General features: G+C 64.6%; 21 protein-coding genes. 6 read left to right on the top strand and 15 right to left on the bottom strand.

What is annotated here, in order from left to right:
- Positions 1-11 precede the first annotated feature (11 nt).
- Both ORS3428_RS19535 and ORS3428_RS19530 read left to right on the top strand, forming a co-directional pair.
- A complete protein-coding gene (locus ORS3428_RS19535; protein ID WP_071099922.1) occupies positions 12-1,895 on the top strand; it encodes an ABCB family ABC transporter ATP-binding protein/permease in 1,884 nt (627 codons plus the stop codon).
- 259 nt (positions 1,896-2,154) lie between these two features.
- Entirely contained in the window at positions 2,155-2,496 is a 342-nt protein-coding gene (locus ORS3428_RS19530; RefSeq protein ID WP_071100253.1) for an antibiotic biosynthesis monooxygenase, read from the top strand.
- On the opposite strand, the gene ORS3428_RS19525 is transcribed toward ORS3428_RS19530, so the two are convergent.
- Positions 2,472-3,365 carry an SMP-30/gluconolactonase/LRE family protein gene (locus ORS3428_RS19525; protein ID WP_071099921.1) on the bottom strand — a complete coding sequence of 298 codons (894 nt, stop codon included), beginning with the start codon at positions 3,363-3,365 and terminating at the stop codon, positions 2,472-2,474. The two genes, ORS3428_RS19530 and ORS3428_RS19525, sit on opposite strands and share 25 nt — an antisense overlap.
- A 210-nt stretch (positions 3,366-3,575) precedes the next feature.
- On the opposite strand from ORS3428_RS19525, the gene ORS3428_RS19520 reads away from it, so the two are divergent.
- The 3 genes from ORS3428_RS19520 to ORS3428_RS19510 all read left to right on the top strand — a co-directional run bounded on the left by ORS3428_RS19520 (position 3,576) and on the right by ORS3428_RS19510 (position 6,476).
- On the top strand, positions 3,576-4,829 hold the full coding sequence (locus ORS3428_RS19520) for a DMP19 family protein (RefSeq protein ID WP_071099920.1): 1,254 nt from the start codon (positions 3,576-3,578) through the stop codon (positions 4,827-4,829).
- A gap of 90 nt (positions 4,830-4,919) precedes the next feature.
- Positions 4,920-5,657 carry a phosphatidylserine decarboxylase gene (locus ORS3428_RS19515; protein WP_274534815.1) on the top strand — a complete coding sequence of 246 codons (738 nt, stop codon included), beginning with the start codon at positions 4,920-4,922 and terminating at the stop codon, positions 5,655-5,657.
- 3 nt (positions 5,658-5,660) lie between these two features.
- Entirely contained in the window at positions 5,661-6,476 is an 816-nt protein-coding gene (locus ORS3428_RS19510) for a CDP-alcohol phosphatidyltransferase family protein (protein WP_071099918.1), read from the top strand.
- Between the two features lie 32 nt (positions 6,477-6,508).
- Here ORS3428_RS19510 and ORS3428_RS19505 read toward each other — a convergent pair whose 3' ends face one another.
- The 7 genes from ORS3428_RS19505 to ORS3428_RS19475 all read right to left on the bottom strand — a co-directional run bounded on the left by ORS3428_RS19505 (position 6,509) and on the right by ORS3428_RS19475 (position 16,100).
- On the bottom strand, positions 6,509-8,731 hold the full coding sequence (locus ORS3428_RS19505) for an AMP-binding protein (protein WP_071099917.1): 2,223 nt from the start codon (positions 8,729-8,731) through the stop codon (positions 6,509-6,511).
- Positions 8,732-9,104: 373 nt separating this feature from the next.
- Complete coding sequence (egtD, locus tag ORS3428_RS19500) at positions 9,105-10,115, bottom strand: L-histidine N(alpha)-methyltransferase (RefSeq protein ID WP_071099916.1); 1,011 nt, start codon at positions 10,113-10,115, stop codon at positions 9,105-9,107.
- 11 nt (positions 10,116-10,126) lie between these two features.
- On the bottom strand, positions 10,127-11,392 hold the full coding sequence (egtB, locus tag ORS3428_RS19495; RefSeq protein WP_083355215.1) for an ergothioneine biosynthesis protein EgtB: 1,266 nt from the start codon (positions 11,390-11,392) through the stop codon (positions 10,127-10,129).
- Positions 11,393-11,760: 368 nt separating this feature from the next.
- Positions 11,761-12,777: a DMT family transporter gene (locus ORS3428_RS19490; RefSeq protein ID WP_244508041.1), complete on the bottom strand. Its 1,017-nt coding sequence runs from the start codon at positions 12,775-12,777 to the stop codon at positions 11,761-11,763.
- A gap of 37 nt (positions 12,778-12,814) precedes the next feature.
- Positions 12,815-13,711: a DMT family transporter gene (locus ORS3428_RS19485; protein ID WP_071099914.1), complete on the bottom strand. Its 897-nt coding sequence runs from the start codon at positions 13,709-13,711 to the stop codon at positions 12,815-12,817.
- A 204-nt stretch (positions 13,712-13,915) separates the two neighbouring features.
- A complete protein-coding gene (locus ORS3428_RS19480; RefSeq protein WP_071099913.1) occupies positions 13,916-15,412 on the bottom strand; it encodes a S10 family peptidase in 1,497 nt (498 codons plus the stop codon).
- A 178-nt stretch (positions 15,413-15,590) separates the two neighbouring features.
- Complete coding sequence (locus ORS3428_RS19475; protein WP_071099912.1) at positions 15,591-16,100, bottom strand: VOC family protein; 510 nt, start codon at positions 16,098-16,100, stop codon at positions 15,591-15,593.
- Between the two features lie 188 nt (positions 16,101-16,288).
- On the opposite strand from ORS3428_RS19475, the gene ORS3428_RS19470 reads away from it, so the two are divergent.
- On the top strand, positions 16,289-16,795 hold the full coding sequence (locus tag ORS3428_RS19470; protein WP_071099911.1) for an OsmC family protein: 507 nt from the start codon (positions 16,289-16,291) through the stop codon (positions 16,793-16,795).
- A 44-nt stretch (positions 16,796-16,839) separates the two neighbouring features.
- Here ORS3428_RS19470 and ORS3428_RS19465 read toward each other — a convergent pair whose 3' ends face one another.
- The 7 genes from ORS3428_RS19465 to ORS3428_RS19435 form a co-directional block, all read right to left on the bottom strand.
- Positions 16,840-17,064 (bottom strand): hypothetical protein, encoded by a 225-nt coding sequence (locus tag ORS3428_RS19465; protein ID WP_071099910.1) that lies wholly within the window; start codon positions 17,062-17,064, stop codon positions 16,840-16,842.
- Positions 17,065-17,300: 236 nt separating this feature from the next.
- Positions 17,301-17,942, bottom strand: a complete 642-nt coding sequence (locus ORS3428_RS19460; RefSeq protein WP_071099909.1) for a hypothetical protein — start codon at positions 17,940-17,942, stop codon at positions 17,301-17,303.
- A gap of 91 nt (positions 17,943-18,033) precedes the next feature.
- Complete coding sequence (locus ORS3428_RS19455; RefSeq protein ID WP_071099908.1) at positions 18,034-18,780, bottom strand: SDR family NAD(P)-dependent oxidoreductase; 747 nt, start codon at positions 18,778-18,780, stop codon at positions 18,034-18,036.
- 314 nt (positions 18,781-19,094) lie between these two features.
- Complete coding sequence (gene purF, locus ORS3428_RS19450) at positions 19,095-20,576, bottom strand: amidophosphoribosyltransferase (protein WP_071099907.1); 1,482 nt, start codon at positions 20,574-20,576, stop codon at positions 19,095-19,097.
- A gap of 166 nt (positions 20,577-20,742) precedes the next feature.
- Entirely contained in the window at positions 20,743-21,435 is a 693-nt protein-coding gene (locus tag ORS3428_RS19445; RefSeq protein ID WP_071099906.1) for a CvpA family protein, read from the bottom strand.
- Between the two features lie 27 nt (positions 21,436-21,462).
- Positions 21,463-22,866 carry a DNA repair protein RadA gene (radA, locus tag ORS3428_RS19440; protein WP_071099905.1) on the bottom strand — a complete coding sequence of 468 codons (1,404 nt, stop codon included), beginning with the start codon at positions 22,864-22,866 and terminating at the stop codon, positions 21,463-21,465.
- Positions 22,867-23,118: 252 nt separating this feature from the next.
- Positions 23,119-24,609 (bottom strand): replicative DNA helicase, encoded by a 1,491-nt coding sequence (locus tag ORS3428_RS19435; protein WP_071100252.1) that lies wholly within the window; start codon positions 24,607-24,609, stop codon positions 23,119-23,121.
- Positions 24,610-24,792 lie beyond the last annotated feature (183 nt).

The following is a 24,792-nucleotide window of genomic DNA, read 5'->3' as shown; positions in this document are numbered from 1 at the left end:
AGGCAAGACTAGTGGCCGAAAAGACCGTCTCCGCCGAATCCGGCACCCTCGCGACACTGCGCAACCTGTGGCCCTATATGTGGCCGGCCGAGCGCGCCGACCTCAGGGCGCGCGTCACCTGGGCGACGCTGCTTCTGGTCGTCGCCAAGGTCACGCTCGTCGCCGGCCCTTATTTCTTCAAATGGGCGACCGATGCGCTGGCCCACGGCTCCAAGACGCCGCCCCCGCTGCCCGCGATTCTGCTCGCGCCGGTCATGCTGGTCATCGCCTATAATGTGCTGAGGCTGGTGCAGCTTGGCTTCAACCAGCTGCGCGACGCGCTGTTTGCGCGCGTCGGCCAGTATGCGGTGCGCCAGCTCGCCTTCCGGACCTTCGTGCACATGCACCAGCTGTCGCTGCGCTTCCATCTGGAGCGCCGCACCGGCGGCCTGTCGCGCATCATCGAGCGCGGCACCAAGGGCATCGAGACGATCGTGCGCTTCGTCATGCTGAACACGGCGCCGACCATCCTCGAATTCGCGCTGACGGCCGGCATCTTCGCCTATACCTATGGCTGGWAATATGTGGCGGTGGTGGCGGTCACCGTTTGGATCTATGTCTGGTTCACGGTCAAGGCCAGCGACTGGCGCATCTCGATCCGCCGCGACATGAACGACAGCGACACCGACGCCAACACCAAGGCGATCGACTCGCTCTTGAATTTCGAGACGGTCAAATACTTCACCAACGAGCGCATGGAGGCCGAACGCTTCGACCGCTCCATGGCGCGCTATGAGATCGCCGCCACCAAGACCTGGACCTCGCTCGGCTGGCTGAACTTCGGCCAGGGCTTCATCTTCGGCCTCGGCACCGTCATCGTCATGTGCATGTCGGCGCTGGAGGTGCAGGCGGGCACGCAGTCGGTCGGCGATTTCGTCTTCATCAACGCCATGCTGATGCAGCTCTCCGTGCCGCTCAACTTCATCGGCTTCATTTACCGCGAGATCCGGCAAGGCCTGACCGACATCGAGCACATGTTCGACCTGCTCGACGTGCCTCAGGAGATCGTCGACAAGCCCGATGYCAAGCCGCTGAAGGTCGGCCCCGGCAAGGTCGAGTTCCGCAATGTGCACTTCTCCTATGATCCCAACCGCAAGATCCTGAAGGGCATCTCCTTCGAGGTGCCTGCCGGCAAGACGGTCGCTATTGTCGGCCCCTCCGGCGCCGGCAAGTCGACAATCTCCAGGCTTCTTTTCCGCTTCTACGACGTGCAGGGCGGGCAGGTGCTGATCGACGGCCAGGACGTCAGAGACGTCACACAGGAGAGCCTGCGCGCCGTGCTCGGCATGGTGCCGCAGGACACGGTGCTCTTCAACGACACCATCGCCTACAACGTCCGCTACGGCCGCGTCGGCGCCAGCGAGGAGGAGGTGCGCAAGGCGGCCGAGCTCGCCCAGATCGGGCCTTTCATCGAGAAGCTGCCCGACGGCTACCGCTCGATGGTCGGCGAGCGTGGCTTGAAACTGTCAGGCGGCGAGAAGCAGCGCGTCGCCATCGCCCGCACCATCCTGAAGGCCCCGCCGATCCTGATGCTGGACGAGGCGACATCGGCGCTCGACACCCAGACCGAGCAGGAAATCCAGGCGGCGCTCGACCTCGTCAGCAAGGGCCGCACCACCATCGTCATCGCCCACCGGCTGTCGACGGTGATTTCGGCCGACGAGATCATCGTGCTCAAGGACGGCCAGATCGCCGAGCGCGGCACGCACGCCGCGCTGCTGCGCAAGCAAGGTCTCTACGCCTCGATGTGGGACCGCCAGCGCGAGGCCACCGAAGCCGAGGAGCGGCTGCGCATCGCCCGCGAAAGCGACGAGCTTGGCGTTATCGTGAGAAGGCGGACGTCGGAGATGAGCTAGCGCCTCTTCCTTCTCCCCTTGTGGGAGAAGGTGGATCGGCGCGCAGCGCCGAGACGGTTGAGGGGTGTTCCAGGGAACGCCCGCGCATTACTCCGCTAGAGCACCCCTCATCCGACCGAGCTTCGCTCGGCCACCTTCTCCCACAAGGGGAGAAGGGAAGGCCTGCGCAAAATTTCCCCTTGACCTCAACCTAGCTTGAGCTTGCAAACCGTCTCCGAGCCCCTGCGAAGCAAGTCGTTCAAGAATGGAGACGGATGAAATGAGCAAGACAAATCAACGCGATGGCAGAGTGTTCCGGGTCGACAAGTTCGTCGTGCCGGCGGAAGCGCGCGACGAGATTCTCGGTAAGGTCAGGATGACGCATGAATTACTGCGTCAGCAGGAAGGCTTCGTTCAGGATTTCCTGCTCGAGCAGTTCTCCGGCCCGGGCGAGTTCAACATCGTCACCATGGTCGAATGGGAAAGCCAGGCGGCGGTCGACAAGGTCGTGCCGATCGTCAAGGCCGCGCATGAGCGCATCGCCTTCAATCCGCAGGACACGATTGCCCGCCTCGGCATCAAGGCTGATATCGCCAACTACCAGCGCGTGCCGGAGCTGTAGGACGGCCATCCCGCGCCAGGCGCGGTTAAAGCGACGCCCAGCACCTGGCCGGTGCGGGCGTCGCTCACCATGTTCTCGAAGCCGCGCCATTCGGCGGCGGCGATGAACAGCGTCTTGCCGTCGACACCGCCCAGCATGCAGGCAAAGCAGCCGCGGTCGACCTCGACCCTGTCGATTTTCGTACCGCTTTCGCGCACCCTGACGCAGTGCCGGTTGGGCACGTCGGCATACCAGACGCAGCCTTCGGCATCGAGCGCGACGCCGTCCGGATAGTCGTCGCCGAGATCGGCCCAGATACGGCGATTGGAAAGGCTGCCGTCCTCGCCAATGTCGAAGGCGGTCAGCCGCCTGGCATGGGATTCGGCAACGATCAGCGTCCGGTTGTCCGGCGTCACCGCCATGCCATTGGCGAAGGCGATATTCTCGGCCACCTGCCGGACCGCGCCGTCCGGCTTGATCAGCACGATGGTGCCGGGTCCGAAATGCTCTCCCGGTGCCGGTGCCGGCCCACCGCCATTGACATAGATGCTGCCGCGCCCATCGACCACGATCTCGTTCCACGGATTCTTCGACAGCTCTCTCAGATCGGCATGGGTGGCGAGCGTTCCATCCGCCTCCTGCCTGAGCAGCAGGCCTTCCCGGCCGGAGACCACCAACAGCCGCCCGTCCGGCAGCCAGTCGATCGAATAGGGCAGGACGGCCGGAACGGTGAGCATGACCTCGCTCTTGCCGTCTTCATCCACGGCGACGATCTCGCCGGTGCCCCAGTTGCAGAGCCAGAGCCGCCCGTCATGCCAGCGAGGGGATTCRCCAAAGGCGAGGCCCTCCGTGATGACCTGGGCTTTCCTGGCGGCGCTCGGTGACGGCATTGGCTGGCTCCTTGGTTGGACTATCCTGCCGAGGACGGGCGAACGCATGGCGTGCCGACATTGTCCACCAACAATTTGAGCCCGCCTAACATGCGTATCGGGCTTAACGAACTTGGCTGTTCTCAATGCCTTTCAAATCGATCGTCTGGTGATATTGTCGCGGCACAATAACCTTGCCTGCATTTTTCGCGCCCTTTGGAATCACTTTCGATGTTCAGATTTCTTTTTCGCAGGCCCAAAAAAACGCCCACTAAGCCGGCGCCGAATGCTGCGAGGCCACAAGTGAGCCTCCCGCTGCCGGTTGTGGTGCGCCGTTCAACAGTCGAACAGRCAATCGATAGCCCCTCTGACCTCGTCTTCGCCGTTGAGATTTTCATTCATACTATGATCTCTGAAGGGCTCTACCGTCATCCCGAGATCAGCCCGAGGGCGATGCAAGTTTCTCACGCAAACTCGTACTCGGCCGAGGTGAAGAATGGGGGGCACAGTCAATTCATCTACAATGCCGCCGAGGAAACCAACGCAATGATTGCCAACGCCCGAGCTGGACTCACCGCCAGCGGTGCGAAGGGACAGTTGGCAACGCTGGAAAAGATGTCCACCTGGATCGCCGAGCACCCCGATGAAGCCGCCGAACAAACGGGCTTTGAGGGTGGTCGCGACGATTTTCTGGATACGCTCGACGATGYATTCTACGAGGCTGATGAGGCTGCGCCGATGGAAGATTTCTTGGCGCGCTGGATCGCATCGTGGCCTGATCTGCAAATTGTCGATGATGACGACTACAGCGATGTCATACACAGGTTGGTGATGGCCAACCCTCAACGCGAAGGCAGGCTTCTTCATCGTTCGGTCAGCAAGCTGGTGCGGCAGATGATCAACTGGCGCGATGTTGGGGCCGGTCTCGCCTGCGCTAAGGTCTCTCCACCTGAGATCAGACTGTCATTCGGCATGGCGAGGATGCTGAATGTCGAGGGTGAGATGCAGATGGTTTTCCAATTGCGCACCAGTGCCAAGGAGCCCCGGCTATGCGTTGCAACCGAGACGCACGCCGATATCTACGAATATATCGCGCCGGAAGATCCACCTGTCGCGCGCCCAGGTGAGAACCTGTTGGGAGCCAACGCACCACGGGTCGGTACGCGGCTAGGTCGAGCTGAAGAGTTGGAGATCAAAACGGTTATCGAATTGGCCGAGCAATACCATGCTCCGGTTGCTGTCGACCTTCTGTTGCGCAAAGCCGGATTCGATCCTGCGGATGCCGTTGTTTCAGCGAACTCATTAGTGCAAACGGCGGAAGGGCCGGTCGTGAATTGGGTGGTGCTGGCGTCTGGACAGGCCTTCCTGTTCCTATCTTCTCCGAATGGCAGTGTGCTCTTGCGCGGCAAAGATGACAAAAAGCTCGCCGAGGCTGAAATGCCTGAACTCGACGAGCACTTTGATCGCTCCGCCGCCGCTGGGTAGGTCTCAGCTGGCGTTTCACAATATCCACCCCTAGCCGCCTCGCCCCATCCTCCCCCATTGTTGCGTTGCGGGGAGGGGGGCTTTCGGCTATTGAGGCCGGACCGAAACAGGGACCGCCACCCAAGCCCTATGACGCTTCTCGATACGATCAAGAATACGTTCGTTCCGATCCATCGCGAGGGCTATCCCTTCATCGCCGCCTTCGGCGCGGTAACGCTGTTTCTCGGCTATTTCTCCTCGATCCTCTTTTGGATCGGGCTGATCCTCACCGGCTGGTGCATCTATTTCTACCGCGATCCCGAGCGCGTCACGCCGGTCGACGACCGGCTGGTGGTGAGCCCGGCGGACGGCGTCATCTCGGCCGTCGGCCCCGCCGTGCCGCCGCGCGAGCTCGGCCTGGGGGCTGCCGAGATGACCCGCATCTCGGTGTTCATGAACGTCTTTTCCTGCCACATCAACCGCGCGCCGGTGCGCGGCAGGATCACGCGGATCGAGCATCGTCCAGGCAAATTCCTCAATGCCGAGCTCGACAAGGCAAGCTCCGAGAACGAGCGCAACGGCCTGGTCATCGACAGCCCCAACGGCTTGATCGCTGCGGTGCAGATCGCCGGCCTTGTGGCGCGCCGCATCGTCTGTTGGACCGAGACAGGCGCCACCATCGGCATCGGCGAGCGTTTCGGGCTGATCCGTTTCGGCTCGCGCGTCGACGTCTTCCTGCCGTCGAACGCCGTGCCGCGCGTCGCCGTCGGTCAGACGGCGGTGGGCGGCGAGACGGTGCTTGCGGAGTTTGGCGCCAACGCCGCCGCTCCACTGGTCAGGATTTCCTGAGCGGTGGGCGCGCCCTTCAAGAAATTCGAGGCCCACGCCAGCGGCGGTCCGCGCATCCGCGAGATCCCGATGCGCATGGTGCTGCCCAATCTGGTCACCGTGCTTGCCATTTGCGCCGGCCTCTCCGGCATCCGTTTTGCCTTCGAGGACCGCTTCGAGCCGGCGGTCGTGATGGTGCTGCTCGCAGCCTTTCTTGACGGCATAGACGGCCGCCTGGCCCGCATGCTGAAGGCGACCTCGAAATTCGGCGCGCAGATGGATTCGCTGGCCGATATCGTCAATTTCGGCGTCGCGCCGGCATTGGTGCTCTACGCCTTCCTGCTCGACCGCGCCGGCTCGCCTGGGTGGATCGCGGCACTTCTCTTCACCATCGCCTGCGGCATGCGGCTCGCCCGCTTCAACGTGCTTGCCGAGGAAACCGACCAGCCGGCCTGGCAGAGCGAATATTTCGTCGGCGTGCCGGCGCCGGCGGGCGCGGTGTTGGTGATGCTGCCGCTCTATCTCTCTTTCCTGCGGCTCGGGCTCGAGCCCAGCCGGCCGGCGGCCTTCATCGCCACCGGTTTCACCGTGCTGGTCGCCTTCCTGCTGGTCAGCCGGCTGCCGGTCTATTCGGGAAAGAGCGTCAAGGTCCCCGGCGACAGAGTGCTGCCGGTCATCCTGGGCGTCGTCCTCTACATCCTGCTTTTGATGGCTTATCCCTGGTACACGCTGACCGCTTCGGTCGCCGGCTATCTCGTCTTTCTGCCGTTCTCGGTGCGGGCGTATTCAAAGCGAGCCGCGCGCGAAGGCGAGAAGGTGCCGCCGTCGGATATTGGGTAAGGGCTTTCTCTCCCRCAAGAGATCGGCGGCGGCTACGCCGCCGCGCTCAGCCCCAGCCGGTCGATCGCCAGCTTGCGGGCCGAGACATAGTCCGTCTTGCCCGAGCCCAGCACCGGGATCTCGTCGACCTTGATGATGTCGCCCGGCACCATCAGTTCGGCGGCGCCCGCCTTCTTTCCGAACTGGCGCAGTTCCTCGGCACTGGCATCGCCGGCGGTGGTGACCAGCACGATGCGCTCGCCGCGCCTCTTGTCGGGCACCGCCACCACCGCGTGGCGCTCTTCCGGCCACAGCGACTGCACCAGCRTCTCGACCGCGCCCAGCGACACCATCTCGCCGGCGATCTTGGCGAAGCGTTYTGCCCGCCCGCGAATGGTGATGAAACCGTCGCGGTCGACCGAGACGATGTCGCCGGTGTCGTGCCAGCCTTCGAGCGGCTGCAATTCGCCGGGTCGCTCGGCCGTCATATAGCCCATCATCATGTTCGGCCCGTCGAGCCACAGCCGGCCCGCATCGCCGATGCCCTCGACCGGCTCGAGCTTCATGCGTATCGCCGGCAGCAGGCGGCCGACGGTACCGTCACGGTTGTGGATGGCGGTATTGACCGCCACCACGGGCGCAGCCTCGGTCAGCCCGAAACCTTCGATGATCGATGCCTGGAAGCGATCGCGGTAGACGCGCCGCGTCTCGGGCTTCACCGCTTCGGCGCCGGCCACCACGAAGCGCAGGCTGGAGAAGTCGCCGTCCTTGGCGGTGCGGGCATAGTTGGCGAGGAAGGTGTCGGTGCCGAACATCACCGTCGGCTTCACCTTGCGGGCGACCTCCGGGATGAGCTTGTAGTGCAGCGGCGAGGGGTAGAGGAACAGTCTGACGCCCGTCACCAGCGGCAGGATGGTGCCGCCGGTCAGTCCGAAGGAATGGAACACCGGCAGCACGTTGAGCAGGATGTCGGCCGGCGAGATCGTGATGCGCGCCTCGGCCTGCATGGCGTTGGCCAGCAGGTTGCGGTGCGAGAGCACGACCGCCTTCGGCGTGCCTTCGGAGCCTGAGGTGAACAGGATCACCGCCGGCTTGCTCGCCTGCTGACGCTGCAGCGGCAAGCGCCAGAAGAGCGCCGCCGCGATCTTGTCCAATATGGTCACGCTCTCGCGCAAATCCTCCAGCCAGAGCATTGTTGCCCCGCTTGCCTCGATCGCCGCGACGATATCGTCGATGYCCGCCTTCTCGATGAACGCGCGGGACGAGATCACAGTGCGAACGACCGCAGTGCGGATCGCAGCGGCCACGCTCGCCGGGCCGGCGGTGTAGTTGATCATCGCGGCGACGCGGCCCGCCGAGATCAGGCCGACGAAGGACAGCACCACGCCATTGGCATTGGGCAGAAGCAGGCCGACGGCTTCGCCCGGCGCCGTCACCGCCTCGAAGCGGCGGCCGAGCACGCGCGCGCCGATGAACATCCTGCGATAGCTCAGCGCGCCCGAGATCACGTCCTCGACGATCGGATGCGAGGCGCCCACTCTGCTTGCGGCGTCGCGCATGGCCAGGAACAGGCCGCGATCGAGATTGGTGCCGTGAAGCCGCGCTTCGGCGAAACGGTCGAACAGCGCGTTGGTGTTGGAGGCCTGGTCGGGGTTGCGCGCCACCAGTTCTGCGATGGTCATCGGCTCCAGCACGCTCAGCGACAGGCGCGGGAACCAGTGCCGCGGCGCCTTGTCGGCCGGCGTCAGCGATAGCGGCAGGTCGCRTGAACCGGAGACAAAAATCGGCACGATGCGGGCGTCGGCCTGCATGGCGATGCGGGTGATGGCGCGAAACAGCCGGAACGATTTGACGTCCGGCTCGACCGTATCGGGCAGATAGACGGCAAGCCGGCCCTTGCCTCTCAGCACGCGCACCAGCCGGCGGCTGACGAAGACATGCTCGGCATTGAAGGCGATGGTGCGGGCAAGCTCGCGCCACGGCTCGAGCCAGGGCGAGCGGGCGGAGGCCTCGTCGAGGATGTGTAGCGTGTCGTCGGGAAGCAGCGACAGCATCAGCGCCGGCTCGATCCGCGACTGGTGCGACACCACGTAGATGACCGGCGTGCGCGCGCTGCGGGCAATGCGGATACGATCGTCGGCTAGGCGGTAAGCGAGCTTGAACGGGACGTAAAGCAGCGCCTGGGCGAAGCGCAGGTCAAGTCGGAACGTCTCGATTGCGCCGATCAGCAGCCAGGCAAAGACAAGGCCCGCAAGCAGCGCCAGTGTCARCATCATGCCGCTCTCTCCCAACGTCCTCCATCGCTCGGCTCTTGGCGGCCGCTTCGACGAAAGGGTAGCGGAAGTCGGGGCAACGTCAATGCAGGGGGAGGCACGACCTGACCTTCTCAACTTGTGGGAGAAGGGCGTCGCGGCGCGCGGCGACGAGACGGATGGAGGTGCCGGCAGAAATAAGGCGTCGGAAATTCAAGCGTTTCAAGCGCTTACCTTTACCTGCGCTTTTCTTAGTTCAGCACGCTTCGTCCGATCTAGCTTCGCGGTCGACCTGCCGCAGCGAACCGCTGCCGAGGCTCGACAGCCGCCACCATCGGCTCGTCTGAAGCCAATTGTGAAAAGAGTCGAGCGGACAGCGCGGCAGCGATACCGGCCGCTATAGTCGCCGCGGTCCTGGTTGGTTGGCGGTGTCGGCCTCGTTCGCGAGAACGTGGATCGAGAACCAGCCATCGCTGTCCGTCCAGACTGTCATGGGCCGCCAGCCCGCCTCGCGGGCGAGTGCTCGGAAGGACTCCACCGTATATTTGTAACTGTTCTCCGTGTGGATCGTCTCGCCTTCCGCGAAATCAAACGAGTGGCCGTCGATCGACACGTGCTGAGCGGCGCGGCTTACAAGATGCATCTCGATACGCGAGTTGCTGCGGTCGAAAAACGCCCGATGCTCGAATGAATCGAGATCGAAATCGCCGTCGAGCTCGCGGTTGATACGGGCAAGCAGGTTGAGGTTGAAACGGGCGGTCACGTCGGCGGCGTCGTTATAGGCGGCGTGGAGGACGGCCTCGTTCTTGATGAGATCAACCCCGACGACCATCACCGCGCCCCTGCCGAGGCTTTGGCCGGCATGACGAAGGAATCCGGCTGCGTCCGGCGGATCGAAATTGCCGATCGTGGAGCCTGGAAAGAAGCCGATCCGCTGCATCGTCCGAAGGCTCGCCGGCAGGTCGAAGGCTCTCGTGAAGTCGGCGGCGACGGGAAGCACGTCCAGCGACGGATATTCGTCCCGCAGGGTTTCGGCCTGTTCCTCCAGGAACTCGGCAGCGATGTCGACAGGCACATAGGCGGAGAGTTCTGTTGCCGCGCCCAAAACAATGCGTGTCTTGGCACTCGAACCGTTGCCGAATTCCACCAGCGCGCTGCCTGCCGGCAACAGGCTGGCGATGGCCTCGGCATTCTCGGTGAGGATGCCGCGTTCCACCCGGGTCGGGTAATATTCCGGGAGCTGCGTGATCTCCTCAAAAAGAAGCGAGCCGGCCGTGTCGTAAAGATATTTCGAGGGGATACGCTTCTGCCTTGCCTTGAGGCCGGCCACGACATCGGCCGCGAATTCGACGGTCGCCTCGCCCACGGTCTCTGCATGGCGGGCCTTTCGCGCGGGGGTCGCTGTCATTTGCTGCACCGTTAGGGAAATTCGACGAGACGCAGTCCGGTGAATTGCCAGCGCGCCTGCGGGTAAAAGAAGTTGCGATAGCTGTGGCGGGCATGGCCTTCCGGTGTGGCGAGCGAACTGCCGCGCAGCACCATCTGATTGACCATGAACTTGCCGTTGTATTCGCCGAGCGCACCGGGTGCCGCACGATAGTCGGGATAGGGCAGATAGGCGCTGCGCGTCCACTGCCACACCTGGCCGAAGGCATCGTCGAGGAGGCCGCTCCGCGCCGCCACCTCCCATTCCGGTTCGCTCGGGAGATGCTTGCCCGCCCAGCGCGCGAACGCGTCCGCCTCGTAGTAGCTGACGTGGCAGGCCGGCAGGTCGGGATCGACGGGCTCGAGACCGGCGAACGTCAGGCTGAACCAGGCGCCGTCGACCTCACGCCAGTAGCCGGGCGCTTTCCATCCTTGCGCCTGGACCGTCGTCCAGCCATCCGAGAGCCAGAGCGTCGGCGTCTCATAGCCGCCGTCGGCCATGAAGCGCATCCAGTCGCCGTTCGTGACAAGCGAGCGGGCGATCCGTACCGGTCCGACGAGCACCCGATGCGCGGGACCTTCATTGTCATAAGAGAAGCCGTCGCCATCATGCCCGATTGTGTGGATGCCCTCCGCGAGTTCGGCGAAGGAGCCGTCCTTGCCCGCGGTGTCGGGCCAGCGCCGCTCGGAATCATATGTCGGCAGCACCGGATTTTGTGCGAAGGCATGCAGGATGTCGGTCAGCATCAGTTCCTGATGCTGCTGCTCATGATGAAGCCCGACCTCCAGAATCGGACATATGGTTGCAAACAGCGCATTGTCGGCCTCGCCGATGAGAGCGCGGACGGCCGCATCGACATGTTGTCGGTAAGCGGTGACGGTCTCGACATCCGGGCGGGTGATCAGTCCCCGTCTCGGCCGCTCGTGACGCGGCCCGGCGCTGACGTAGTAGGAATTGAACAGGAACGGGAACCGCTCATCGAAAATGCGGTAGTTTGCAGCGTATGGCACCAGCAGGAACTGCTCGAAAAACCATGTGACGTGGGCGCRATGCCATTTGATCGGGCTTGCGTCGGGCATGGACTGAACGAGCTGGTCCTCGGCTGAGAGCGGCGCGGYGCGCCGTTCGGTCTCGGTCCGAACGGTCTCATAAGCCGCCATCCAGTCGGCGCGCGACGCGGTGGCAGAAAGCTGGAGGATAGGCGCGGATGCGCTTGGTGGATCGGGTTGCTTCAATACGTGAGATGTAGCGGCAGGCATCAATACCTCCGGGTCAGGTCACTTAGGTGGTCAGCACGATTGCACATGCCTCCCGACGACATCCTGTCAGGAGATAGGGCAGTGGCTGCCATGCGCAACCACGCCCACGGGACTATTCCAGGACAGTGGGCCAATCTGTCAGCAATGTGRCCGTGTCCTCACGAGAGGGTGAGGTTCGACTGATCGGCGCTAACCCGCCTAATGCATGTCGCCCAAAAGTGCGTAGCGGTTTTGGGGGAACGACATGCATCAAAACAAAGACTTAAAGCGCGTCGTCTGAATACGTTTCAGCGCGACGCGCTTTTAGAGGCGGTCGCTGGGCCCGGCGACGCTGCAAAGAAAAAGCCGACCTTTTTGCAGGTCGGCTTCTAGTCGGACGGGTCGAGGGGTTTGGGGGGACTTGGGGGGTGACCCGTCGACCCAACAATGCCTGAGCCGAACGATGGTTCCGTCACTCGCAAAATAATTTTCGAACGCGCCGATTTCGCCTTCATCCAGTCGCGTCCGGCATGCGCAAACACCACGCAAAGCACGATGGCGCCGCCGATGATGCTGGCCGTCGGCGGGATCTCGCCGAGGAACAGCAAGGCAAACAGGATGGCGAAAGGCACCTCGGCCGAGCCAAGCAGGCCGGACTCGGCGGCAGGGATGAGCCGCGAGCCCTCCGTCCACAGGATGGAGGCCATCGCGAAGGAGCAGCCGAAGCTGGCCAGCAGCACGGCGTCATGGGTTGAAACGGCCAGTGGGTCGGTGACGAACCAGCCGAGCACGAAGAGCAGGAAGGCAGACACCGCGCCGGCCCAGACGACGGGCGAGTCGCGGAAGGCGCGCACCATGATCATGTAGAGCGCGCTGCCGGTGGTCATCAAAAGCGCCAGCCCGTCGCCGAACAGGTGGCCGCTGCCGAGGCCGCCGCCCACCATGATGGCGACGCCGCAAAGCGACACTGCCGCCGCCACCATCGTCTGCAGCCGGAAGCGTTCGCGCACCAGCAGGAAGGCGAGCAGTGCGGCGATGAAGGGCGAGGTCGCATAGATGACGGCGACATTGGCGACATAGGTGAATTTGAAGGCCGAGATGAAGGYGATGCTGGCGGCGGCACCCTCGACCGCGAGCAGCCAGCCCCGCCAGCCGAGCCTGAGACTTTCGCGCCCGCCCGAGCGGCTGCGCCGCCACAGCACATAGAAGGTGATGAGGATCGAGCCGACGAAGCCGCGCCAGCAGGTGATGGTCAGCGGATCGGCATGGATCGACTTGGTCAGCACGCCGGTGAGCGCGAAGAAGACCGCCGAAGCCGAGACCAGCACGATGCCAAGCGTCCGCTCGGCCGAGAGGTCGGCCGCCCCCTTGGCGAGCGTGTCGGGCATGTCGAGCGTATCGGTCATGGCGCCATACTACATCGTCTCTACTGACAGCTTTCTGTCATGAGCCCTGGACCCGTTTGCGGAAATGCTCGTTGCCGACGATCAGCAACCCGGCGCCGATGATGAGCGCCGCACCCATGAAGACTTCCGCGCGCGGCACGTCGCCCCAGATGGCGAAGCCCAGCGCGAAGGCCCAGACCAGCGAAGTGTACTCGAACGGCGCCACGATGGACACCGGCGCCCGCTTCATGCCCTCGAACAGCATGTATTGCGCCACGCCGCCGAGCGCGCCGACGCTCAAGAGCAGCAAGAGCTGCGGCCCGTCCGGCATCCGCCACCAGATGAGCGCCGGCACCGCGGAGAAAAGCAGGAAATAGAAATTGTTGAGCACGAGCTGGATCGTCGTGCGCTCCTGCATCGCGGTCTTGCGCAAGAGCACCACGGCGATGCCCCACAGGAGCGCCGCCGCCAGCACAAGCAGTACCGGCAGCGAGAAGCCGAGGCGCGTCGGATCGCAGGCGATGAAGACGCCGACGAAGCCGACGAATACCGCCGCCCAGCGGAGCAGCGGCACGCTCTCGCCCAGCATCACCACCGACAGCACGGTGACGATGATCGGCGCCGCGTAGTAGATGGTGGTGAGCTCGGCGAGCTGCAGCGAGCGCGCGGCATTGTAGTAGCAGAGCCATGCAGCGAGTGTGAAGGCGCTGCGCGCCAGCATCGGCCGCACGATCGGCGAGTCCAGGGTGTCGATGAAAAGCTTGCGTCCGCCGATCGCGCCGCAGGCGGCAAGGACGGTGACCGAGCGGAAGAACATGATCTGCCACACCGTCATGCCGGCGACGAGCAGCTTGATCGAGGCATCCTGCGCCGAAAACAGGAAATAGGCGGCCGCGGTGAACAGGATGCCGGCCAGCACCCTTTCGCGGCTCTCGAGAAGGACGACGTCGGCCATGCGGTTCGCCGCGGTTTGGCGCAACCCCAGGAAAGTGCGTGGTGGCTTTTCCGTCCAGAGTTGCGAAAGGGACAGCTGAGCGGCTCCGTCCCAATCGAAGCCGCCGGCGTCAAGCTATACGGCCGAAAGCCTGCCTGGCGCTGCTCCAGCCGGGCGCTAGCATTGGGGCAGGGGGCAGGGTGTGCTGGGGCGCTGGTGAGGCGGTCACTGCGTTGCCTGGTAGAGCTCCGAAGCCGCCTCCTTCAGCGCGCGACGTCCGTCCGGCCTGAGATACATCATGTGGCCACCTTCGACGACGTCGAGGCGGATCGGCTTGGCGTCGGCAAGCGAGGGGATCTGGTTCACCAGGTAGCGCGTGGCGAGATAGGGCGTGACGAGGTCGGTGTAGCCGTTGACGATGACGACGCCGAGCGACGGGTTGAGCGAGCGCGCCCGCTGCAGGTCGCTCATCACGCCGGCATAGCCCTGCCGAGAGGCGCCAAAATCCCAATTGTGGCTGACCTCGCCGTTGAGCAGCCGGTAGCTGACATCGGTGCGGTAGTTCAATTCATTGCGCGCATAGGCGACGAAAGTCGAGGTGAGCACCGGCACGCTGCGGTCGAGTACGGGATCCGGGCCGGCGATGCTGGCGCTTTCCGGCGCCACATCGCTCGTCGCCACCATGGCGTCGTAAGGGCTGAGCACCTTGCCGCTGGCGCGCTGGAACTCGCGGGCGAAGAGGCTGGCCGGGATGCGGGCGAAATTCCGCTGCACGAGGTCGAGCGGCAGGCCGGTGATCTCTGCCACGCGCCCGCTGGCGCGCTTTCCGCCTTGCTCGAGCCCGCTGGCGAGCGCCGTCAGATAGTCGCCCAGCGCATAATGCTCGACCTCGGCGAGCCTGTTGCGCAGCGCTTCCCCGCTGACGCCGTCGGAGCGAAGCCGGACCGCCGCCAGCGAGGGCAATTCGAGCGCCCAATGCAGCAGGTCGAACTGGTCCGGCTGCACCAGCATGAACTCCAGCGCCGGCGAGATCAGCACGATACCGCTCGGGCTGAGGCCCACATCCTCCTGCAGCTTCCGGGCGAGCAGCGCCGCCCGGAAGCCGCCATAGCTTTCGCCGGCGAGGAACAGCGGCGATCCGGTGCGGCCGTTCTGCGCCAGATAGAGCCGAATGAAGGAGCCGACCGAACTGGCGTCCTGCTCGACGCCCCAGAACGCTTTGGTGTCCTGGCCGGGCGCCTCGCGGCTGTAGCCGGTGCCGACCGGATCGACGAAGACGAGGTCGGTCATGTCGAGCCAGCTGTCCGGATTGTCGATCAGCTTTTGCGGCGGCGGCAGGAATTCGCCGTCGGCCGCGGTCGCGATGATGCGCGGACCGAGCGCGCCGATATGCAGATAGGCCGACGCCGCGCCCGGCCCGCCGTTGAAGACGAAGGTGATCGGGCGTTGCTTCGCCGGGGCGGGCGATTGCTGCGTGTAGGCGACATAGAAGATCTCGGCTGTGACCTCGCCCTTGCCGGAAAGCAGCGACAGCGTGCCGGCCTTGGCCTGGTAGTCGAGCTTGCGCCCGGCAAGCGTGATCGAATGCTCGGTCACCTGCGGCGGCGGCAGCAGCGACAGCACCCCGCCGGCCGGCGCCGGCCGCTCCGGCGTTTCGGCAAGGGCGGGCGGTGCGAAGGCGGCAAGGGTCAGGAGGATGAGGGGAAAGAGCTTGGACCGCATGAGGCCTCCGCGGGAAAAGACTCCCGCAAAAGTATGGCCGGGGCGAGTGAAGTCAAAGGGGTAAGCGCCACGCCGAGGCTGCCAATCTCCCCCCTTGCGGGGGAGATCGGATGTCGCGCCGGCCTTCGCCAATCGCCAACGCAGCAGAAATGGCAGAGCTTTCCCGCCAGCCTTCCACCTACTCGATGATGCTGCCTTGGGCAGCGAACTCACCCTCTCCGAACGCCTTCTCCAGCGCCGCGATATCGATCTTCACCATCCCAAGCATAGCCTCGGTCGCGCGCCGGGCGCGCTCGCGGTCGGGATGGCCGGCCATGTCGCCGAGGATCTTGGGAGCGATCTGCCAAGACAGGCCCCAGCGGTCCTTCAGCCAGCCGCATTGCTCGGGCTTGCCGCCATTGTCGAGGAAGGCGTTCCAGATGCGGTCGATCTCGGCCTGGCTCTCGAGTTCGACCAGGATCGAGAAGGAATGGTTGAACGGGTCGAGCGGGCCGGCTTCGAGCGCGATGAAATTCTGGTCGTCGAGCACGAATTCGATGATCTTGACGCTGCCTGCGGGGCCGCTCGGATTGTCGGCGGCCACGTCCGTCGTTCGGCCGATCGCCGAGTTGGGAATGGTGTCGACGTAGAATTCCACCGCCTGCCGCGCGTCCTTTTCGAACCACAGATGCGAGGTAACCTTGGCCATGCTGGTTCTCCTTCCTCTCCGACAACGGCCAAAGGACGTTCGGGTTTCGCCCGATCCGACAGGCATTCCTCGCTATGCGTCAAAGACAGCCGGGGCCGCGATCCGTCGCGCCGGCATAGGCGAGGTCTGCCCATGCAGCCTCGGACAATGCTATCAACCGGCACGAGACCATCGAAAGGACTTGAAGAATGGATGCGACGGCACTTAAGGCCATCCAGGCGCCGCTGAAGGAAGCCTATCGCGAGGACGCCACGCGGGCGCTGATCACGCTCAGGGCGCGCGGGACGCTCGACGACCAGTCGATTGCCTGCAAGGTGGAGACGGGAAGGGCGCTTGCCGTGGCGGGGCTTCATCCGGCCACCGGCGGCTCGGGYCTGGAGCTTTGCTCCGGCGACATGCTGCTCGAAGCGCTGATCGCGTGCGCCGGAGTGACGCTGAAGGCGGTGGCGACGGCGCTGGAATTCAGGCTGGGCGATGCCACCGTCGAGGCCGAGGGCGACCTCGATTTCCGCGGCACGCTCGGCGTCGCCAGGGATGCGCCGGTCGGCTTCCGCGAGATCCGTCTGAGGTTCAATCTCGACACCGACGAGCCGCAGGAGCGCATCGATTCGCTCCTGAAGCTCACCGAGCGCTACTGCGTGGTCTTCCAGACGATCAGCAGCAAGCCGGCATTGACGGTAAGCGCGAGGCGTTGAACCTGCCAATCTCCCGGGGGAGATTGACAGCGGCTTAGCTCGCGCTACTGCGCAGAGGGCTCTTCGGCATCTCCCTCGTCGGTGAAGGGCGAGGCGCTCGGCACGCACTGCACGGCCCAGCCCTGCGGCGTCGGCTGCTTCTGATATTCGGCAATGGCGTTGGTGCACTGTTCGCGGGTATCGAAGGTGCTTGGCAGCACCACCATGCCGCCCTGCGGGCCGGCGATCACCAGATACCACACCAACGCCACGCTGGGAGCTGCTGCCATGGAAATGTCCTCACTTTGCATTGTCGGAGTCGGGTCATTTCTAGCAACTCCCCACAGATGGCGAAAGCAGGGCGGCGGAACACGCTTCCGCCGCGCCGTTCACAGACCCGTGAACAGGCTTTCGCCCAAAGCAATTCCGGGGAAAGCGTGAAACGGYTTTCCGCCAGGAATTGTGTCAAAACAAGGAGATAGATCGGTTCGTCGCTTCCGTGAAACGACGAGCCGACCAAGCGCGTTCACTCGACCGCGAAGCAGTAGAACAGGCCGTCGCCGCCGGTGCCCTTCAGCGCCTCCTGGCTGCAGCCGCCGCGCGAGGCATGCGAGGAATTCCACGACTTCGCCGCCGCCGAATCGTCGAGGCCGGTGCGGTCGTGATGGCCCATCATCGCCGCCCCTTCGGCGCCGCTCATCGTCCAGTCGCCGCAGGTCTGGTCGGCGATCCTGGTGCCGTCGGGCTTCGAGCCGRTCAGCATGTCGTGCCGGTTGGGCTTGTCGCCTCGGCCGTTGACCACTTCGCCCTTCTCGTCGAGCGCCGTCTGCTTGGTGATGCCGTTGGCGTCGCCGTGCAGCGTGGCGACATCGTCGGCGATCTTCTCGCCCTTGGCGTTGAACCAGGGACCTTTGCCGATGCGGTCGCGCGCATCCTCGGCGCTGGTCGACAGATAGGCATGCCAGGTCTTGCCGGTGACGCCCGCCGCTTCCGCCAGCGAGGCGCAATGCGCGTCGGCTCCCTTCAACCCGCCGAGATCGGCGCCCTTGCCGGAGCCGGCACTAGTAACGAAGAAGCTCATCTTGGCATCTTGCGACAAGGCCGCGCCCGCTGTGGCGGCAAGCGCCGCGGCAATGGCGGTGGCGGCAACGAGAAGAAGTCTGCGCATGTCGGTCCTCCGGTTGGGCTTCGAATTTACAATTCGAAGAACGTTGCCGGAGGCCTGTTTAATCCACTTCGAAGCCCGATTTGGTTGGGCTTTACTCAGGCTGCCGGTAGGCGACGAAGCGGTTGTGCTTGGCCTGGAAGATCAGCCCGGTTTCCTTCAGCTCCGGGCTTGCCAGCGGCACGATGCGCTTGGCGATCTCGGAAGGGTGCGGCAGCGTCTCCGGATCCTCGCCGGGTATGGCCTGGGCGCGCATTGCCGTGCGGGTGGCGCCCGGATCGGCGGCGTTGACCCGCAGCGGCAGGCTCTCGGTCTCATGCGCCCAKGAGCGCATCATCGCCTCGACCGCCGCCTYGGAAGCCGCGTAAGGCGCCCAGAAGGCGCGCGCCGAATGGGCGGCGTTCGACGACATGATGATGGCGCGGCCGGCGTCGGAAAGCCTGAGCAGCGGGTCGACCGAGCGGATCAGGCGCCAGGTCGAAGTGACGTTGATGCTCATCACCTTCTCGAAGGTCTTTGCCTCGACATGGCCGATCGGCGAGATCACGCCGAGAATGGCGGCATTGGCCACCAATATGTCGAGCTTGCCCCAGCGCTCATGGATCGCGCCGCCCAGCCGGTCGATGCCGGCCATGTCGGTGAGGTCGAGCGGCACCAGCGTGGAATGGCCGCCATCGGCCTTGATCGCATCGTCGAGCTCTTCCAGCCCGCCCACGGTGCGGGCGACCGCGATCACATGCGCGCCGGCGGCCGCCAGTTCCTTGGCGATGAAATAGCCGATGCCGCGCGAGGCGCCGGTGACGACCGCCACGCGGCCTGAGAGGTCGAGAGGAGAGGTCAACGGGCAACTCCGAAGGTTGGCACTGCGTGTCCGCTACGATGCCGGATCTTCAGCGCTGGCGATTGGCGAAAGCTGCGATGAGAGCGCAATCTCCCCCCTTGCGGGGGAGATGTCCGGCAGGACAGAGGGGGGTGTGAAGGATCGCCGACCTTTGAGCTTATCGGGTCGTGATCAGCAATCAGGCGGAAGGGATTCATAAAGATTGTGCGTACGCTGGCGGGACAGCACCCCCTCTGCCCTGCCGGGCATCTCCCCCGCAAGGGGGGAGATCGGATATTCCGGCGGTTTCGCCAATCACCGTTGCAACAAGAATCTTACGCCCCACCGCTCGCCAGCAGCGACAGCGTGCGCACATTGTCGTGGCCTTCGAAGTCGAGCAGGCGGGTGGGGTACTGGCCGGTGAAGCAGGCGTCGCAGAACTGTGGCTGGTCGTTGTCGCGGCGCGCCTCTCCGACGGCGCGGTAGAGCCCATCGATCGACAGGAAGCCCAGCGAATCGACGCGGATGAACTCGGCCATCTCCTCGACCGACATGCGCGACGCCAGAAGCTTCGACTTCTCGGGTGTGTCGACGCCGTAGAAGCAGGACGCGCTGGTCGGCGGCGAGGCGATGCGCATATGCACTTCCTTCGCCCCGGCGTCGCGCACCATCTGCACGATCTTCTGGCTGGTGGTACCGCGCACGATGGAATCGTCGACCAGCACCACGCGCTTGCCCTCGATCATGCGGCGATTGGCGTTGTGCTTGAGCTTGACGCCCATATGGCGGATGGAGTCGCCCGGCTGGATGAAAGTGCGCCCGACATAATGGTTGCGGATGATGCCGAGCTCGAAGGGAATGCCCGCGGCCTGGGAAAAGCCGATCGCGGCCGGCGTGCCGGAATCCGGCACCGGCACCACGATGTCGGCCTCGACCGGGTTCTCCTGCGCCAGCTCGGCGCCGATGCGCTTGCGCACCTCGTAGACGTTGCGGCCTTCGACCGTCGAATCCGGCCGCGCGAAATAGACATATTCGAAGATGCAGAAGCGGGTCTTCTGTTGCTCGAACGGGAACAGGCTCTCGATGCCCTTGGAGGTGACGACCACCATCTCGCCGGGCTTGATGTCGCGCACGAAACGCGCGCCGATGATGTCGAGCGCGCACGTCTCGGAAGCGAGAATCCAGGCGCCGTCGAGGTCRCCCAGCACCAGCGGGCGGATGCCCAGCGGGTCGCGGCAGCCGATCATCTTCTTGGCCGTCATCGCCACCAGCGAGAAGGCGCCCTCGACCTGCCGCACCGCGTCGATGAAGCGCGAATTGAGATCGCGCTCCTTGCTGGTCGCCACAAGATGCAACAGCGTTTCGGTGTCGGAAGTCGAGGAGAAGATCGAGCCCTGCTTCTGCAGCACGCGCTGCACGGTGAGTGCGTTGGTGAGGTTGCCGTTATGGGCGACCGCCAGGCCGCCTTCGGAAAGCTCGGCGAAGAAGGGCTGGACGTTGCGCAGCCCGGCGCCGCCGGTGGTGGCGTAGCGCGTGTGGCCGATGGCGCGGTTGCCCGGCAGGCGGTCGATGACGTGCTGCTTGGTGAAGGTATCGCCGATCAGGCCGACATGGCGTTCGACATGGAATTGAGTGCCGTCGTAAGAGACGATGCCGGCGGCTTCCTGGCCGCGATGCTGCAAGGCGTGAAGGCCGAGTGTGGCAATGGCCGCCGCGTCCTGCCGGCCGAAAATGCCGAACACGCCGCACTCGTCGTGGAAATGATCGTCGGCCTCGGCGGAAAGAACTTTTCCTGCGTCTGCCGTTGAATCTGCCATCTGGGGCTCAAGCTCCGCTAAAACCGCCATATAAGGCGATCACCCGTCGAACGCAACGCACGCTTTGCCGCATTCACTAAAAGCGCCGGGGTCGGAGCAACTCCAGGAAAAGCGCGAAAACGACTTTCCGTCCGGAATTGCGCCGACTGCTCTAGCCGGCCCGAAGTCAGTTCGCCGGCGCCGGAGTGGCGGGTGCCGGAGCGGGAGGCGGATTGGCAGGCGCCGGTTCGTTGTCGGCCGGCGCTTCGCCTTCGCTGTCGTCGGGAGGCGTCGCATTGTCGTCGCCGGTCGCCGGCGGCTCGGCAGCGGGCTGCTCTGTGGTCGCCGGCGCGCCTGCAGCAGCAGGGGCGCCCTTATGCGTATATTTGTTGACCAGTTCCTCGGTGTTCTCGGGCAGCACGCTTTCGAGCTTGGCGCCGATGGTCTCAAGAAGCGGCCTCGACTTGGCGTTGGCGATCCAGGCAGGAGCCTTGGCGCCGGCCAGCCAGTTGAAGAACAGAAGCGCCACAGCGACCACCAGGATGCCGCGCGCCGCGCCGTAGAGGAAGCCGAGCGTGCGATCGAGCGCGCCGATGCGCGAATCGATGATCCAGTCGGCGAGTTTCATGGTGATGACCGAAACAACGATCAGCGCGATGACGAAGACGATGCCGGCAGCCGCCGCCATGGCGATCTTGTCGTTGTCGACATAGGGCTGAACGTAGGGCAGCACCGGCTTGTAGAAGAAGAAGGCCGCAGCCGCCGCCGCCGCCCAGGAAACCACCGACAGCACCTCGCGGGAAAAACCGCGCACCATGGCAAGCATCGCTGAGACCAGGGTGAAGCCGACGAGAATTCCGTCAAGCAGCGTAATCGGCATGTCATTCGCCCCACATCATGAGCCGCATCACTCCCCTTCGTCGGCGCGGCTGCGTCGTGAGCCGGCTATGCGCGCCACGAGGTCGGCAAGCTCGGTGGGCTGGAAAGCGCCGGCCCCGATTCCCCCGGCAAGTTCCTCGCTGCCGAGCGGCAGCACCGCGCTTCCGAAACCCAACTTTTCGGCTTCTTTGAGGCGCTGTTGCGCATGCGCAACTGGCCTCACTGCGCCCGAAAGGCTGATTTCGCCGAAATAGACGCAATCGGCGGGAAGGGCAAGACCGGTGAGCGACGAAACAAGTGCGGCAGCGACCGCGAGGTCGGCCGCCGGCTCTGAGATGCGGTAGCCGCCGGCAACGTTGAGATAGACGTCGTGCTGGCCGAAACGGACGCCGCAATGGGCCTCGAGCACCGCCAATACCATCGAGAGCCGCGCGCCGTCCCAGCCGACGACGGCGCGGCGCGGCGTGCCGAGCGAGGAGGGCGCCACCAGCGCCTGGATCTCGACCAGCACCGGCCTTGTTCCTTCCATGCCGGCGAAAACCGCGGCACCCGGCGATTTCGCGTGCCGCTCGCCGAGAAACAGTTCGGACGGGTTGGAGACCTCGCGCAGGCCCTTGTCCGACATCTCGAAGACGCCGATCTCGTCGGTCGGGCCGAAGCGGTTCTTCACCGTGCGCAGGATGCGGAAGTGATGATTGCCCTCGCCCTCGAAATAGAGCACGCCGTCGACCATGTGCTCGACCACGCGCGGGCCGGCGATCTGGCCTTCCTTGGTGACATGTCCGACGAGGACGATCGCGGCGCCTGTGGATTTCGCGTAGCGGATCATGGCTTGGGCGGCGGCGCGCACCTGGGTTACGGTGCCGGGCGCCGAATCGGCAAGGTCGGTCCACAGCGTCTGGATGGAATCGAGGATGACGAGGTCCGGCCGCTTGCCGTCGGCGATCGTTGCGAGGATGTCCTCGACATTGGTCTCAGCCGCAAGCTCCACCGGCGTCGAGGCGACGCCGAGGCGCTGCGCCCTGAGCCTGATCTGCGCCACCGCCTCCTCGCCCGAGACATAGACGATGCGGTGGCCTTTCGAGGCGAGYGCGGCGGCCGCTTGGGTCAGCAGCGTCGACTTCCCGATGCCGGGATCGCCGCCGACCAGAAGCGCGGAGCCACGCACGAAGCCGCCGCCGGTGGCGCGGTCGAGTTCGCCGATGCCCGACACGATGCGTGGCGCGTCCTCGATGTCGCCGGCAAGGCTGGTGAGCACCACGGCGCGGCCCTTGCGCGCACTGCGCGTATTCGCCGGCCCCGAGYCGATGCCGCCGGCCGTGCCTTCCTCGACCAGCGTGTTCCACTCGCCGCAGGCATCGCATTTGCCCGCCCAGCGCTGATGCACCGATCCGCAATTCTGGCAGATGAATTGGACGCGCGACTTGGCCATTAGCGTTGCGCCTGATGCCAATCGCCAAAGGTCGGCGTTCCTTCACACCCCCCTCTGGCCTGCCGGCCATCYCCCCCGCAAGGGGGGAGATTGGATGTCATCGAAGCTTTCGCCAATCGCCGACGCTGCAGGAAGAGCGCCTGTGGCAAGGCTGCCGATCTCCCCCCTTGTGGGGGAGATGGCCGGCAGGACAGAGGGGGGCGCCGTAGAGCGCCACGACCCGCGATTGTGGTTGCGGTCGCGAACAAGCGCCTACTCAAACCTTTCCGGCAGATGATGCTCCTCGGCCAGATCCGAAAAGCGAGTGAACTCGCCGTGGAAGGCGAGGCTGACCGTGCCGGTCGGTCCGTGGCGCTGCTTGGCCACGATCACCTCGGYCTTGCCGCGCGCCTCGTTCATCTCGTTTTCCCACTTGACGTATTCCTCGGTGCCGAGCTTCGGCTCCCGGTTCTTGAGGTAATATTCCTCGCGATAGACGAACAGCACCACGTCGGCGTCCTGCTCGATGGAGCCGGATTCGCGAAGGTCCGAGAGCTGCGGGCGCTTGTCGTCGCGGCTTTCAACCTGACGCGAGAGCTGCGACAGTGCGATGATCGGCACGCCCAGCTCCTTGGCGAGCGCCTTGAGGCCCGTGGTGATCTCGGTGATTTCCTGCACGCGGTTCTGCGAGGCTCTGGCGCTCGATCCCTGCATCAGCTGGATATAGTCGATGACGATGAGGTCGAGGCCGCGCTGGCGTTTCAGCCGCCGCGCGCGGGCGGAGAGCTGCGCGATTGAGATGCCGCCGGTCTGGTCGATGAACAGCGGGATCTTCTGCATAGTCTGCGAGCAGGCGACCAGCTTCTCGAAATCCATTTCGGAGATCTCGCCGCGGCGGATCTTCGATGACGAAATTTCGGTCTGCTCGGAAATGATGCGGGTGGCGAGCTGCTCCGACGACATTTCCAGCGAGAAGAAGCCGACGACGCCTCCATTGGCCGCCTTGAAGGTGCCGTCGGCCTGCTGCGCCGGCACATAGGCCTCGGCGATGTTGAAGGCGATGTTGGTGGCCAAAGAGGTCTTGCCCATGCCCGGGCGTCCGGCGAGCACGATCAGGTCGGAAGGTTGCAGGCCGCCCATGCGGYGGTCGAGGTCGCGCAGGCCGGTGGAGATGCCCGACAGGTGGCCGTCGCGCATAAAGGCGGCGTTGGCCATGTCGACGGCGGTCTTGACCGCGTCGTTGAAGCTTTCGAAGCCGCCGTCATAGCGGCCGGTCTCGGCCAGCTCGAACAGCCGCCGCTCGGCGTCCTCGATCTGGTCGGCGGGCGACATGTCGACCGGCGCGTCATAGGCGATGTTGACCATGTCCTCGCCGACGGTGATCAGCGCCCGGCGCGTGGCGAGATCATAGATGGCGCGTCCGTAGTCAGTGGCGTTGACGACGGTGACGGCCTCGACGGCGAGCCGCACGACGTATTGCGCCACCGTCATGTCGCCGACCTTCTCGTCCGCCGGCAGGAAGGTCTTCAGCGTGATCGGCGTCGCGATCTTGCCCATGCGGATCAGCTCGGACGCGACCTCGAAAATCTTGCGGTGCAGGGGCTCGTAGAAATGATGCGGCTTGAGAAAATCGGAAACGCGATAGAAGGCGTCGTTGTTGACCAGGATGGCGCCAAGCAGCGCCTGCTCGGCCTCAATGTTGTTCGGTGCCTCGCGATAGAGCGGTTGCTCCGCGGCGCCGAGTTTGCGCGCTGCCTCTGCCATGATGTCCCCGATTCCGATCCCGCCTTTTTCGATATCAGAACTGAACAAGCCGATGCTGACTTATCTGCAACAGTGCGTGCCCAACCGGCCTTGATGCTCGCGATTCACAACGAAAATTTTTTCGTGGAAAGAATCGTGATTGACTCGAATCGAAGGTGCGAGGGTACCGCTTATCGGCTGAGA

It is taken from the genome of Mesorhizobium sp. ORS 3428 (genome assembly GCF_001854785.1).
Lineage (GTDB): Bacteria > Pseudomonadota > Alphaproteobacteria > Rhizobiales > Rhizobiaceae > Mesorhizobium.
This window is presented reverse-complemented; position numbering and strand designations above follow the sequence as displayed.